This window comes from Metabacillus sp. YM-086, from assembly GCF_048059995.1.
In the GTDB taxonomy this organism is placed as follows: Bacteria; Bacillota; Bacilli; order Bacillales; family Bacillaceae; genus Metabacillus; species Metabacillus litoralis_B.
The window spans coordinates 1-13804 of the sequence record NZ_JBLUOI010000025.1; the positions used below are offsets into that span (position 1 = coordinate 1).

The 13804-nt window shown below is 35.2% G+C and carries 9 protein-coding genes and 3 tRNA genes; 8 read left to right on the top strand and 4 right to left on the bottom strand.

Annotation, left to right across the window (positions count from 1 at the left end; all coding sequences use genetic code 11):
- The first annotated feature begins 88 nt into the window (after window positions 1-88).
- From ACEWK1_RS12315 to ACEWK1_RS12350, 8 genes are all read left to right on the top strand, one after another.
- Window positions 89-163: transfer RNA gene (locus ACEWK1_RS12315), tRNA-Asn, on the top strand.
- A gap of 4 nt (window positions 164-167) precedes the next feature.
- Window positions 168-258: transfer RNA gene (locus ACEWK1_RS12320), tRNA-Ser, on the top strand.
- 17 nt (window positions 259-275) lie between these two features.
- Window positions 276-347: transfer RNA gene (locus ACEWK1_RS12325), tRNA-Glu, on the top strand.
- A 643-nt stretch (window positions 348-990) separates the two neighbouring features.
- Window positions 991-2913, top strand: coding sequence for a 1,4-alpha-glucan branching enzyme (gene glgB / locus ACEWK1_RS12330; protein ID WP_416636345.1), 1923 nt, complete (start codon window positions 991-993; stop codon window positions 2911-2913).
- Window positions 2870-4036, top strand: coding sequence for a glucose-1-phosphate adenylyltransferase (locus tag ACEWK1_RS12335; RefSeq protein WP_121663167.1), 1167 nt, complete (start codon window positions 2870-2872; stop codon window positions 4034-4036). The genes glgB and ACEWK1_RS12335 overlap by 44 nt, the downstream gene beginning before the upstream one ends.
- A gap of 152 nt (window positions 4037-4188) precedes the next feature.
- Window positions 4189-5217: a sugar phosphate nucleotidyltransferase gene (locus ACEWK1_RS12340; RefSeq protein WP_251406706.1), complete on the top strand. Its 1029-nt coding sequence runs from the start codon at window positions 4189-4191 to the stop codon at window positions 5215-5217.
- Complete coding sequence (gene glgA, locus ACEWK1_RS12345; protein WP_416636346.1) at window positions 5214-6659, top strand: glycogen synthase GlgA; 1446 nt, start codon at window positions 5214-5216, stop codon at window positions 6657-6659. The genes ACEWK1_RS12340 and glgA overlap by 4 nt, the downstream gene beginning before the upstream one ends.
- Window positions 6649-9054, top strand: coding sequence for a glycogen/starch/alpha-glucan phosphorylase (locus ACEWK1_RS12350; RefSeq protein ID WP_121663164.1), 2406 nt, complete (start codon window positions 6649-6651; stop codon window positions 9052-9054). Before glgA ends, ACEWK1_RS12350 begins: the two co-directional genes overlap by 11 nt.
- 779 nt (window positions 9055-9833) lie before the next feature.
- Here the strand turns inward: ACEWK1_RS12350 and ACEWK1_RS12355 are convergent.
- The 4 genes from ACEWK1_RS12355 to ACEWK1_RS12370 all read right to left on the bottom strand — a co-directional run bounded on the left by ACEWK1_RS12355 (window position 9834) and on the right by ACEWK1_RS12370 (window position 13700).
- A complete protein-coding gene (locus tag ACEWK1_RS12355; protein WP_121665075.1) occupies window positions 9834-10628 on the bottom strand; it encodes a TIGR00266 family protein in 795 nt (264 codons plus the stop codon).
- A 144-nt stretch (window positions 10629-10772) separates the two neighbouring features.
- Window positions 10773-11744: a bile acid:sodium symporter family protein gene (locus ACEWK1_RS12360; protein ID WP_121663162.1), complete on the bottom strand. Its 972-nt coding sequence runs from the start codon at window positions 11742-11744 to the stop codon at window positions 10773-10775.
- Window positions 11745-11888: 144 nt separating this feature from the next.
- The gene (locus ACEWK1_RS12365; RefSeq protein WP_121663161.1) at window positions 11889-12644 is read right to left on the bottom strand and encodes a TraR/DksA C4-type zinc finger protein; all 756 of its coding nucleotides are present in this window, start codon (window positions 12642-12644) and stop codon (window positions 11889-11891) included.
- A 123-nt stretch (window positions 12645-12767) separates the two neighbouring features.
- On the bottom strand, window positions 12768-13700 hold the full coding sequence (locus ACEWK1_RS12370) for a 1,4-dihydroxy-2-naphthoate polyprenyltransferase (RefSeq protein WP_121663160.1): 933 nt from the start codon (window positions 13698-13700) through the stop codon (window positions 12768-12770).
- Window positions 13701-13804: the final 104 nt, after the last annotated feature.

Consider the following 13804-nt stretch of genomic DNA (forward strand, 5'->3'; position numbering starts at 1 on the left):
CCTATAGCTCAGCTGGTTAGAGCGCACGCCTGATAAGCGTGAGGTCGATGGTTCGAGTCCATTTAGGCCCACCATAAAATGTTATTGATCCGCAGTAGCTCAGTGGTAGAGCTATCGGCTGTTAACCGATCGGTCGTAGGTTCGAGTCCTACCTGCGGAGCCAAATTGGGGAAGTACTCAAGTGGCTGAAGAGGCGCCCCTGCTAAGGGTGTAGGTCGCGTAAGCGGCGCGAGGGTTCAAATCCCTCCTTCTCCGCCAGTAAATTATATTGTTAAGGCCCATTGGTCAAGCGGTTAAGACACCGCCCTTTCACGGCGGTAACACGGGTTCGAATCCCGTATGGGTCATTAAAAGCACTGCAATTTTGCAGTGCTTTTTTATTTTTTAGAAATATAGAAGTCAAATATAAAGCAGCATTTCTTTTAAGCAAATCCTTATAATTATAAAGATTTGCTATTTCCCTATTATTGAATATGCTTATATTTACAAAACATGCTTCGTTGAAAAACAATTATTCTCCTAATAAATATTATATAAAATATAATGTTTATTCCTTTCATCTCTACTAACATTTCCTATAAAAAACATACACATGGTTCTTTTGTTTAGCCTTTTGCTTTTTAAAATACCTTCAAACTCTGCGAAAATTTCTTTCAACAAAATTCTACAAAAAGTCGAAAAAATTATTTTGTTTATATAACATCCTCTATGAGTAATTAGTCTCCCATTAAGTAGGTAAAACGGTTTCCTTCATTAAAAATATATTATTTTCAACTCATAAATTTTTTCCTAAATCACTAGTGTTTTCTTATATTATTGTCAGTTATGGTAACAAACTGCTTTATTTGTCTACATTTTAAAAGAATAATAATACAAAAGTATTGTTATCCTCTTGTTGGTTTATGTCGGAAAAAAGAACGTTTTCATTAAAGGGAATTATTTGTAAGTCTTGAATGTTTAGCATAGATAATAAGAGGAAGGGTGAATTCTGTGATGCTCATGTGTCCATCAGACTTTGATATTCATTTATTTCATGAAGGACAGTCTTTTGAAAGCTACCGGTTCTTAGGAGCTCATGTACAGGAACAAAATGGTGTCCTGGGTACAAACTTTTGTGTTTGGGCACCACATGCGAGACAGGTAAATGTAGTAGGGAATTTTAACAAATGGAACGGTCAGGAACATCAAATGAAGAAATTAAATGAGGAGGGCATATGGAGCTTATTTATTCCTACAGTTACTGAGGGTGAGATCTATAAATATGAAATACATTCTTCAACTGGTCAAAAGCTTCTTAAGTCAGACCCATATGCTTTTCATTCTGAAGTAAGGCCTCATACTGCATCGATTGTTTATGATCTATCCGGGTTTGAATGGTCAGATCAAAAGTGGCAAAGAAGGAGAAAGCTAAGAGAAGTGTATGATCGTCCATTAGCTATTTATGAAGTTCACTTAGGTTCTTGGAAAATAAAAGAGGACGGTGAGCTATATAGCTACATTGAACTGGCGGAGATGCTTATTCCTTACGTAATAGAACACGGATTCACTCATATTGAGCTTTTACCTATAATTGAACATCCATATGATCGCTCTTGGGGATATCAAGGAACAGGGTATTATTCTGCTACAAGTCGTTTTGGATCGCCAAAGGATTTTATGGCATTTATCAATGCTTGTCATGAAGAAAATATTGGTGTCATCATTGATTGGGTTCCAGGTCATTTTTGTAAAGATGCTCATGGATTATATATGTTTGACGGGCTTCCAACGTATGAGTACACAAATGAAAAAGACCGTGAAAATTATATCTGGGGTACTGCAAATTTTGATTTAGGCAAAACAGAAGTACAAAGTTTCTTAGTGTCCAACGCGTTGTTTTGGATGGATTATTTTCATATTGATGGGTTTAGAGTTGATGCAGTCGCCAATATGCTCTATTGGCCAAATTCAAATGAACTTGTTGAAAACCCTTATGCTGTTTCCTTTATTAAAAAACTTAATGAAGCAGTATTTGCAAATGATCCGAATATACTTATGATTGCTGAGGATTCAACTGATTGGCCGATGGTTACCTCTCCAACCTCGTCAGGTGGTCTTGGCTTCAACTACAAATGGAATATGGGTTGGATGAACGATATTCTATCTTATATGGAGGCCTCTCCAGAGAATAGAAATGAACTCCACCATAAAGTTACATTCTCCTTTTTATATGCTTTTTCAGAAAACTTCATTTTACCTTTTTCTCATGACGAAGTTGTTCATGGAAAAAAATCATTATTAAATAAGATGCCGGGTGATTATTGGCAAAAATTTGCCCAATTAAGGCTTCTTTATGCATATATGTTTACACATCCTGGAAAGAAACTCCTTTTTATGGGAGGTGAATTTGGTCAGTATGATGAATGGAAGGATTTAGAGCAACTTGATTGGATATTGGAAGACTATGAGATGCATAACAAAATGCGGAGCTATTTTAAGCATTTGCTTTCAAATTATAATAAGCAAAAGTCATTGTTTGAAGTAGACCATTCATTTGAAGGTTTTGAGTGGATAGATGCAGATAACCGCGATCAAAGTATTTTTTCTTTTATTCGAAAAGGACAAAAAGAAAATGAAATGCTTGTTGTTGTTTGTAACTTTAAACCAATTGTTTATTATGATTACAAAATTGGGGTACCTATTGACACAGAATATGTAGAGATTGTAAATAGTGATGCAGAAGAGTTTGGTGGTTCAAATCAAATGAACAAAAAGAATCTTAAGGCAATAGAAGGCGAGTTTCATGGGAGGCCATATCATCTATCTATGACAATTCCACCGTATGGAGCAGTTATTCTACGTGCAGTTAAAAAAAGAGGGGAGAATAAGAATGGGAAAAAAACAATGCGTAGCAATGTTACTAGCAGGGGGTAAAGGTAGCAGGTTAAGCTCCCTTACTAAAAATTTGGCAAAGCCGGCAGTTCCGTTTGGTGGAAAATATAGGATCATAGATTTTACTTTAAGTAATTGTACCAACTCAAGCATTGATACTGTAGGGGTATTAACACAATATCAACCACTAGTTCTAAATTCATATATAGGAATTGGAAGTGTTTGGGATTTAGATCGTAAAAATGGTGGGGTAACCGTTCTTCCTCCTTACTCTGAATCCTCTGAAATGAAGTGGTATAAAGGGACAGCAAGCGCAATCTATCAAAACATAAATTATATTAAACAATATGATCCTGAATATGTACTAATTTTGTCGGGAGATCATATCTACAAAATGGATTATTCTAAAATGCTTGACTATCATATTGATAAAAATGCTGATGCCTCAATTTCTGTTATAGAAGTGCCGTGGGATGAGGCTAGTCGATTTGGAATTATGAATACCAATGACAAAATGCAGGTAGTTGAATTCGATGAAAAACCTGCTAATCCTAAAAATAATTTAGCCTCAATGGGAATTTATATTTTTAAATGGTCACTTTTAAAAGAATACTTGGAGATGGATGAACGTAATCAATATTCAAGTCATGATTTTGGTAAAGATATTATTCCTTTATTACTAGAAGAGAAACGCAATGTTGTTGCTTATCCTTTTAAAGGATATTGGAAGGATGTAGGAACGGTTAAGAGTCTTTGGGAAGCGAATATGGATTTATTAAATGATGAGTCGGAGCTAAATTTATTTGATCGAGACTGGAAGATCTACACGGTTAATTCTAATCATCCACCTCAATTTATTGCTGAAAATGCGGTAGTAACTGATTCTCTTGTTAACGACGGTTGTGTCATTATGGGAAATGTTCATCATTCCGTTTTATTCCAAGGAGTTACTGTTGGTAAAAATACAAAAATAAAAAATACGGTCTTAATGCCTGACACTATAATCGGGGAAAATGTCTACATTGAAAATGCAATCGTTCCATGTGGATTAGAAATTCCAGATGGTACTGTGATATGTCCTGATACGAATTCAGATGAAATTTTACTTGTTACAGAGGAAATCATAGATGAAATCATATCCTTGACAGAGAACAAAGTTAACTAATAGAAAAAGATCAACTGACTACAATACATTGGAAGTAGGAAGGTTAAGATGTTAGCATGTTTTTTCTTTATTATTGCATTTATTCTTTTTTAATTATTTCCAGCATGTGAAACATAAGACCTTACCTTTTCCAAAAAGGGGAGAAGGAAGAAATGAGTAATAAAATGTTAGGTGTTATTGATGCTACAGCATATAAACCGGAAATTGAAGATTTAACGATCCATCGTTCATTAGCAGCAGTTCCTTTTGGTAGTCGATATCGTTTAATAGATTTTGTTCTATCTAGTATGACAAATTCTGAGATTGAAAGTGTTGCTATTTTTCCTAAGTATTCTTATCGCTCCCTAATGGATCACATTGGATCCGGAAAACAATGGGATCTAAATCGTAAAAAAGATGGGTTATTTTTCTTCCCATCTCCTCATTTACACAATGAATATGATGAATTTGGATCTTTCCGACAATTTTCTGATCACATTGATTTCTTTTTAAGAAGTAAACAGGAGTATGCTGTTATTACCAATAGTCATACAGTTTGTAATATTGATTTTCAGAAGGTATTAAGTCGTCATATTGAAAATGGCTGTGATATAACAGAAGTTCGAAAAGATGGTCAGTCTTTACAAATGTATATTATGTCAACAAAGCTTCTTCTTGATCTTATTCAGGATAAAGAAAAAACCGGCTGCAAAACACTTGCTGACGTTATTATAGAAAATCAACATAATTTCACTATTTGTGATTATGAATTTAGTGGCTATGCCGCAGTAATAGATTCATTAGCCAACTATTATAAACATAGTATGGAAATGCTTAACCCAGCTATATGGAAAGAAATTTTCATGAAAAACCGACCGATTTTAACCAAAGCCAAAGATGAGCCACCAACCAAATATGGAAAAAATGCAGTTGTGAAGAATTCCTTAATTGCTAATGGATGTAAAATAGAAGGTTATGTGGAAAATAGTATTATTTTTAGAGGCGTTCATATCGGAAAAGATACAGTCATTAAAAATAGTGTCGTTATGCAAAAGACAAATATTGGAGAGAACTGTGTACTAGAGAATATGATTACAGATAAAGATGTAAAAGTATTGGACTATTCTAAATTAAGTGGATCACATTTAGAGCCAACGATACTAAGAAAAAGAACCATTCAAGGAGCGATGATGAACTCGTGAAAGTATTATTTGCTGTTTCAGAATGTGTACCTTTTGTAAAATCAGGAGGATTAGCTGATGTTGCAGGTGCATTACCAAAGGAATTAAAAAAACTAGGAGCTGACATTAGAGTCATTCTTCCCAAATATTCTTTAATATCAGAGTCTTATCGTGAAAAGATGACGAAAATACATGAGATCATTGTTCCGGTTGGATGGAGACAGCAGTATTGTGGAATTGAAAAATTAGAGGTTGATGGAATTACGTATTATTTCTTGGATCATGAATATTATTTTTATCGTGATTCTTTGTATGGACATTATGATGATGGTGAGCGCTTCTCATACTTTTGTAGAGCAGTACTAGAAACATTAGAAGCTATTGATTTTCAGCCTGACATCATACATTCACATGATTGGCATACAGGAATGATTAGTTATTTATTACAAAAAGAATATAGAGAGAAACCTTTTTATGAGGAAATAAAAACGGTGTTTACGATCCATAATCTCCAATTTCAAGGTGTATTTCCATACAGTATTCTCCACGATCTTTTAAATCTAGGGGATGAAGACTTTAAAAACCTAGAATTTTATGGAGATATTAGCTTTATGAAGGCAGCAATTATCTCATCAGATTTTATAACAACTGTTAGTCCAACTTATAAAGAGGAAATCCAGACAGCCTACTATGGAGAAAGGCTGGATGGTCTATTAAGATCCCGAAATACTTCTCTTTTAGGAATTTTAAATGGCATTGATGATACAGTTTATAATCCTGAAACAGATGAAAATATTCATTCACAGTTTACACCGGAAACACTCATAAAAAAAGCGGAGAATAAAGCTGCCCTACAAGCTGCTTTTGGGTTAACTGAGAGTAAAGATACACCAATTATTTCAATGGTAACTAGGTTAACGAAGCAAAAAGGTTTAGATTTAGTTAAACGTGTTTTGGATGAGGTATTAGCTAAGGATGTTCAGGTGATCATTCTTGGTACAGGAGAAAAAGAATTTGAAGATTATTTTAAGCATATGGAATGGGTTTATCCGACAAAGTTTAAAGCATACATAGGATTTGATGAGAAACTTGCACATCAAATTTATGCCGGCTCCGATTTATTTTTAATGCCATCAAAATTTGAACCATGTGGTTTGGGGCAGTTAATTGCTCTAAGATATGGGACTATTCCAATTGTCCGGGAAACGGGCGGATTAAATGACACAGTGTTTCCTTTTCAGGAAGAGTTAAAAGAAGGTAATGGATTTACGTTTAGTCATTTTAATGCCCATGATATGTTGTATTCAATAAATCGCGCTATTGAGTATTATCACCAAGATGAGGTTTGGCAAAAGATCGTCAATACTGCCATGACACAAGATTATAGTTGGAGCCAATCAGCATTAAAATATAAGCAGCTTTACACTGAATTGATCACTGGGAGTGAAGAGCATGTTCTCTAATAAAGATTCATTTAAAAAAAGCTTTTTAAAAAGGCTTGAAAGTATGTGTGGCAAAGGCTTTGAGGAATCAACTAGACGTGATCAGTACTTTACATTAGGGAATATGGTAAGAGAATATATTAGCTCTAAATGGATTGATACGAACGAGCTTTACCGAGCTGAGAATAAAAAGCAAGTATATTATTTATCAATTGAATTCCTCTTAGGTCGCTTACTTTGTCAAAACTTATTAAACCTAGGAATTAAAGAGGTTGTTGAGGAGGGTCTGGCAGAGCTTAATATTCACTTAAATGAAATAGAAGAGTGTGAGTCAGACCCAGCTCTAGGAAACGGTGGATTAGGAAGATTAGCAGCATGCTTTTTAGATTCATTGGCTACATTAAATCTTCCTGGTCATGGATATGGACTTAGGTATAAACACGGACTATTCGACCAAAAAATAGTGGATGGATATCAAGTTGAGCTCCCGGAGCAATGGTTACGACATGGAAATGTGTGGGAAGTACGGAAGCCTGATCAAGCTGTTGAGGTCTCATTCTGGGGCAGAATAGAATCAAGTTATGAAGGAAATTCTCTCATTTTTAAGCATGTAGGAGAACAAAAGGTGTTAGCCGTTCCTTATGATATGCCTGTTGTTGGCTACCAGGTCGATACCGTTAATACGTTGAGGCTTTGGAATGCAGAGCCTGCCTCATTTGGTCCAAATCAAGATGTTTTATCTTATAAGAGAGATACTGAGGCAATTACAGATTTCCTTTATCCTGATGATACACATGATGAGGGCAAAATTTTGAGGTTAAAACAGCAGTACTTCCTTGTGTCTTCAAGTTTACAAAGTATCATTCAGTCGTTTAAAAAAGAGAATTCTAACATTAGAGAACTCCATCATTACGTGGCAATTCATATAAATGATACACATCCTGCTTTGGCTATCCCTGAATTAATGAGAATATTAGTTGATATTGAAGGATTAACTTGGAATGAAGCATGGCATGTAACAACAAATACAGTGTCCTATACAAATCATACGATCTTAGCGGAAGCACTAGAGAAATGGCCAATTTATTTGTTTAAGCCATTACTTCCTAGAATTTATATGATCATAGAAGAAATTAATGAGAGATTTTGTGCAGAGCTCTGGGATCGATATCCGGGAGAATGGCAACGTATTGAGCATATGGCCATTATTGCTCACGGCCTTGTAAAAATGGCTCACCTCGCGATAGTTGGGAGTAATAGTATTAACGGGGTAGCCAAAATCCACTCCGATATTTTAAAAAATAGGGAAATGAAATCTTTCTATGAGGTTTATCCCGAAAAATTCAATAACAAAACAAACGGGATTACACATAGAAGATGGCTGCTTAAAGCAAATCCTGAATTAACAAACTTAATTAAAGAAACGATTGGTGAGGATTGGGTAAAACAGCCTGAAAAATTAATAGATTTAAAGAGACATGTTTATCATCCAACAGTAAAAGAACAGTTTGCACAGGTGAAAAGAAAACGTAAGGAAATACTAGCTAAGAAAATAGCAGAAAAAAATGGGATTCTTGTAGACATTGATTCTATTTTTGATGTTCAAGTTAAAAGATTACATGCATATAAAAGACAATTATTAAATGTTCTTCATATTATGTATTTATACAATCGAATAAAAGAAGATCCTAATTATGTTATACAGCCTCGTACATTTATTTTTGGAGCAAAAGCATCTCCAACGTATTATTATGCAAAGAAGGTTATAAAGCTTATTCATTCCTTAGCTGATAAAGTAAACAATGACCCAAGAGTTTCGCAGGTTATAAAGGTTGTATTTATGGAAAATTATCGTGTTTCACTGGCAGAGGATATCTTCCCAGCTGCAGATGTTAGTGAACAGATTTCGACTGCAAGCAAAGAGGCATCTGGTACAGGAAATATGAAATTTATGATGAATGGTGCTTTAACAGTCGGGACATTAGATGGTGCAAACATTGAGATAATGGAGGAGATTGGTAAAGATAATATTTTTACCTTTGGTCTAACTGCACAAGAGGTGCTCAAGTACGAAGAAAACGGCCGTTATCGATCAATGGAATATTATCATCATGATTTAAGAATTCGACAAGTTATCAATCAATTAACGAATGGGTTTTTCTCAGAGGATGAAGGAGAATTTGAGTCAATTGCTGATTCCTTACTCGTCCAAAATGACCAATATTTTGTTTTGCGTGATTTTGCCTCTTATATTGATATACAAGAAAAGGTCGGAATAGCTTATCAAAACCGAGAAAAATGGCTGGAGCAAGCATTAATAAACGTTTCACATTCAGGCTTCTTCTCAAGTGACAGAACCATTTCGCAGTATGCTGAAGGAATTTGGAATATTGAGCCGCTTGGAGTGAAAATGTAAAGAAAAGGGTTTGTTGAATCAAATCTTCTTTGCCTATGAAAAAAGGTTATGACAATAGTAGTAACGGCATCTGTTTCCGAATGTAAATACTAAATTAGCACACCAATTAGCAGTCTTATTAGCAACTGAATAAGACTGCTTCTTTTTAGCCTAATAAAATGGAGTTTTATAAAGTGGACAGTGGCGGAAAATACGCCCGAAATTTTGCCCCCCTTTTAACATGGTGATATAAGTTTGGCAGCATGAAAATGCGCGAGCTCAATTTTATTCATTTGTCTGTCTGCTAAAAATGATATTTAATTACCAGGGCGTGGGTGATGATGTCTCAGAGGCGGAAAATAAAGCAACTCTTCTTGCTTATCCTCAATTGAGTAACCGAAAGTTTAAATAGGCGGAGTTTTTCCGGTTAGACTAAAGAATGGGATTCGGTTTGGGGGATATAAGCGGAGTTACTCCGCTTAAGCAAAGTGAAATGATCCATTTTCAGTTTTTTTGATTAAATAGGCGTAATCTTTCCTTCTAATTAGTCGATTTTTCTTGGTATTTCCTCACTAAGAGGAATTTCTCCGCTTATTTCCTGGTGATTTTTAAAGATTGGAAATCGCTTAATTGAGTGCTTTTTTTGGTATAAAAAATGCTTGGAGCATATATGTCTCCAAGCATTTTTCTTGATTTGCTGAGTACGAATTGCTATACGAAAAGCAATGTTTATTCGTATTTTATCTTTCAAAACTGAACCCGTTACTATAAATAACAGCATATTTAATTTATAGGTTTTATCATCGATCACCATCTAAAAATCGACCTAAACCGCCAAGTATACTGCCTTCACCACGAGCTTCTCCACCAGCAGATGGTGCACTTGCAATCACTCGATCTGCTAAGCGGCTGAATGGTAAAGTTTGAACCCAAACTGTTCCTGGTCCTTGTACAGTAGCAAAGAATAAACCTTCTCCACCGAAGAACGCAGTTTTTACTTTTCCAACATATTCAATATTATAATCAACTTCTTTTGATAATGCGACTAGGCAACCTGTATCAATTCTTAATTTCTCTCCAGGTTGAAGATCACGGCGGATAATGGTTCCTCCTGCATGTAAAAAGCTAAGACCATCTCCTTCAAGCTTCTGCATAATAAAACCTTCTCCACCAAAAAAACCAGTCCCAAGCTTCTTCTGAAAATCAATCCCAATTGATACACCTTTTGCTGCACAAAGGAAGGAATCTTTTTGACAAATAATTTTTCCACCAAGCTCACTTAAATCAATAGGTATGATTTTACCAGGATAAGGCGCCGCAAACGAGACACGCTTTTTACCAACACCTTTGTTTGTAAATACCGTCATAAATAAACTCTCGCCTGTGAGTACACGTTTACCAGCTCCAACAAGCTTACCCAAAAAGCCTTTTTGGTTGTTGTCCCCATCACCAAAAATGGTTTCCATATCGATGCCATCTTCCATCATCATCATGCCACCAGCTTCAGCTACAACACTTTCATTTGGATCTAACTCAATTTCAACACATTGCATGTCATCGCCATGTAAAACATAATCAATTTCATGAGCGTTCATCAGGATCCCTCCATATGTAAGTAGCAGGTTATTTGCGGTAAATTCCTGCTTATCTTTTATTTTACTAGTTAAAGTAATTTTTGGAAGAAAAACTAAAAGAAAATTTTGGCATAATGAAAGGGAGCACGAATGCCCCCCTCATCTTTATGCCTTTTTTGAATTGTCAGTAGTCATTTCTAAATGAGATTCTTGCTCCATTTTTTTCCCCCACCATGTAGCGAGTAAAGGACCTGATATATTATGCCAAACACTGAAAATCGCACTTGGAACGGCAGATAATGGGGAAAAATGTGCAACAGCTAAAGCTGCACCAAGCCCGGAATTTTGCATACCGACTTCAATAGAGATAGCTTTTTGATCTGCAAAGTTTAATTTTAATGCTTTTGCTAATACAAATCCTAATAAAAGGCCTAGTAAATTGTGTAGAACAACAATGGTGAAGATTAAAAGACCTGTTTCTGCAATTTTCTCTGCATTCACAGCAACTACAGCTGAAGCAACCGCAACAATTCCTATTACAGATATTAGAGGTAAAACAGTTACACTTTTTTCAACTTGCTTTTTAAATAATAGCTTCACAACAATCCCTAAAATAATTGGAATAAGTACGATTTGAACAATTGATAAAAATAAGGAACCAGCAGAAACCGGCAGCCATTTACTAGCAAACAAAAGTGTAAGAGCTGGTGTTAAAATTGGTGCAAGTAATGTTGAAATTGACGTTACAGCAACAGATAATGCTGTATTTCCTTTCGCTAAAAATGTAATAACATTAGATGCTGTCCCACCAGGACAACAGCCTACCAAGATTACTCCAACAGCAACTTCAGGTTGTAACTGAAAAACTGTAGCAAGTAAAAAAGCCAGTAAAGGCATAATCGTAAACTGTGCAACAACACCTAATAGAACACTTTTTGGTGCTTGAAACACTGCTTTAAAATCTTGTAGAGATAAAGTTAGCCCCATTCCAAACATGATAATACCTAATAATAGTGCAATATGAGGGGCAATCCAAGTAAAGCCACCAGGAATAAAAAACGCTAACACAGCAAAAATAATGACCCAAATTGCAAAAGTGTTTCCAGCAGCCTTACTAATTTTTTCTAAAATTTGCATATTCATACAACCTCCTTTTTGAAATTATATAACTATATATTCAAAAGATTCAATAATTAAAGATCGGTTATTATAAAAATTTCAAGTAAAAGGGAAGAAAAGCTTACACAAAAAAACTCCCCTATGTATGGGGAGTTTTTAATATTATACCTCGTCCTCTGTATAAGGATCTTTCTCGTAAGGAGGTAAATCACCAAAGATCGTCATTGTACCTTCTTCATCTAGCATGTCTTCATATTGCTGATGTTGATTTGAAGGGTATATGGTAATTTCTTTTCCTTCTATATCAGTGCCGACAAAGTTTTCATAAGCCTCAACATATCCATCAGGGTCATTTGATTCCATATATACATCATTGTAGTGATCCTGTGGATCATAAAAATCAGATGGAGTTTCAGATGATCCGTAACTATTTACAATTTGATAAGCATCTTCTGCATCAAATGCTACGTTCTCATCTTGATCATCATAATCAAATTTTCCGAAAGGAGGCATTAAAACTCCTTCTTCTATTGGGCGATTATGTGAAACAACCTGTTCAGGTGCATGTTCTTTACAGGTAGTAGCTGTTGGAATTGCATCAAGTCTTTCAACAGGTATATCAATTCCACAAACTTCACATTTACCATAAGAACCATTGTCGATCGCTTGAAGAGCTCTTTCAATATCTAATAATTGTTCTTCTGTATGTTCATTTAAGGCAATATCTTTCTCTCTTTCATATAATTCTGTTGCATCATCTGCTGGATGATTGTCATAACTTGAGAGTTCCCCCATTGATTCATGCCAATGACCTTCTTCAAGACCAAAGTGACCATTCATCTCGAAGCGATCTTTTATCTCTTTTTTCATTTCGTTTAGCTGTGAACGGAAGGTCTCTACTTGTTGTGAACTTAGCATGCCATCCACGCTCCTTCCTTAAATAAATGTTTCTATACCTATTATGAGCAGTCAGGAGGAAAACATGATTGTTAAAATTGCACAAAAAAACACGGTATTTGAACATACCGTGTTAAGAAATAATTATAAGTAAAGACTGACAAATAAACCTAATGCTAATAAGAAGCCAAATTGTACATTTGTTTGAGCAGTTGCTTTCATTGCTGGCATCATTTCAATTGGAGCTGATTTCCCAATAAATTGTTTTACTGCAGAATATGCTTTAGGAACACTAATTAATACGAGCAATGCCCAAGCTGGTGCTAAACCTACAATAAGTAGTACAAATACAATGAAATACGCTGTAATAAACATACCAGCTAAAAAACGAATGGAGTTTTTTCTTCCTAGTAAAATGGCAAGTGTTTTTCTGCCATTTTCTTTATCACCATCTAAATCTCGAATATTGTTCGCAGTTAAAATAGCTGCAATTAAGATCGCAATAGGAATGGATAAAAGTATGCTGCCTAATGAAAGTGTCTCAGTTTGAATAAAATAAGCAATTAATACAATAACATTTCCCATAAAAAAGCCGGCAACAATTTCACCAAATGGCGTATAGGCAATTGGAACAGGGCCTCCTGTATAAAAATACCCAGCTAGCATACATACTATTCCTATAACAGCAATCCACCAAGTGGACATCATACAAATGTAAACACCTAATAATGTGGCAATACCAAAAAATGAAAAACCTAATGTTAAAACTGTGTTTGCCTTTATTCCATTTCTAACGATGGCACCACCTATACCAACAGATGATTCATTGTCTAAACCACGTTTATAATCAAAATACTCATTAAACATATTTGTTGCTGCTTGAATTAAAATAGAAGCTACAAGCATAGCTATGAATAATGAGAGCTTTATTGATCCTTCATGCAAAGCTAACACAGTCCCAATTGTAACAGGAATAAATGCTGCAGATAGTGTATGCGGTCTTAATAGCATCCACCAAACTCTCCAGCCTTTGTCCTTTTTAATCATAGGAGCATGTGGCGTTGTCTGAGGTTGCATAATATCTCTCCTTTTTTTAGCAAAAAACAAATAGAACATGTAAAACGACTCCATAACATAGTTTAGAAAAATAACCAAGGGGTGTCAATGCTTTTCAAATCAAA

Bases quoted from the DNA above. Each gene is read 5' to 3' on its own strand.
- ACEWK1_RS12335 (WP_121663167.1), top strand. From the start codon at position 2,870: ATGGGAAAAAAACAATGCGTAGCAATGTTACTAGCAGGGGGTAAAGGT.
- ACEWK1_RS12340 (WP_251406706.1), top strand. From the start codon at position 4,189: ATGAGTAATAAAATGTTAGGTGTTATTGATGCTACAGCATATAAACCG.
- ACEWK1_RS12350 (WP_121663164.1), top strand. From the start codon at position 6,649: ATGTTCTCTAATAAAGATTCATTTAAAAAAAGCTTTTTAAAAAGGCTT.
- ACEWK1_RS12355 (WP_121665075.1), bottom strand. From the start codon at position 10,628: ATGAACGCTCATGAAATTGATTATGTTTTACATGGCGATGACATGCAA.
- ACEWK1_RS12360 (WP_121663162.1), bottom strand. From the start codon at position 11,744: ATGCAAATTTTAGAAAAAATTAGTAAGGCTGCTGGAAACACTTTTGCA.
- ACEWK1_RS12365 (WP_121663161.1), bottom strand. From the start codon at position 12,644: ATGCTAAGTTCACAACAAGTAGAGACCTTCCGTTCACAGCTAAACGAA.
- ACEWK1_RS12370 (WP_121663160.1), bottom strand. From the start codon at position 13,700: ATGCAACCTCAGACAACGCCACATGCTCCTATGATTAAAAAGGACAAA.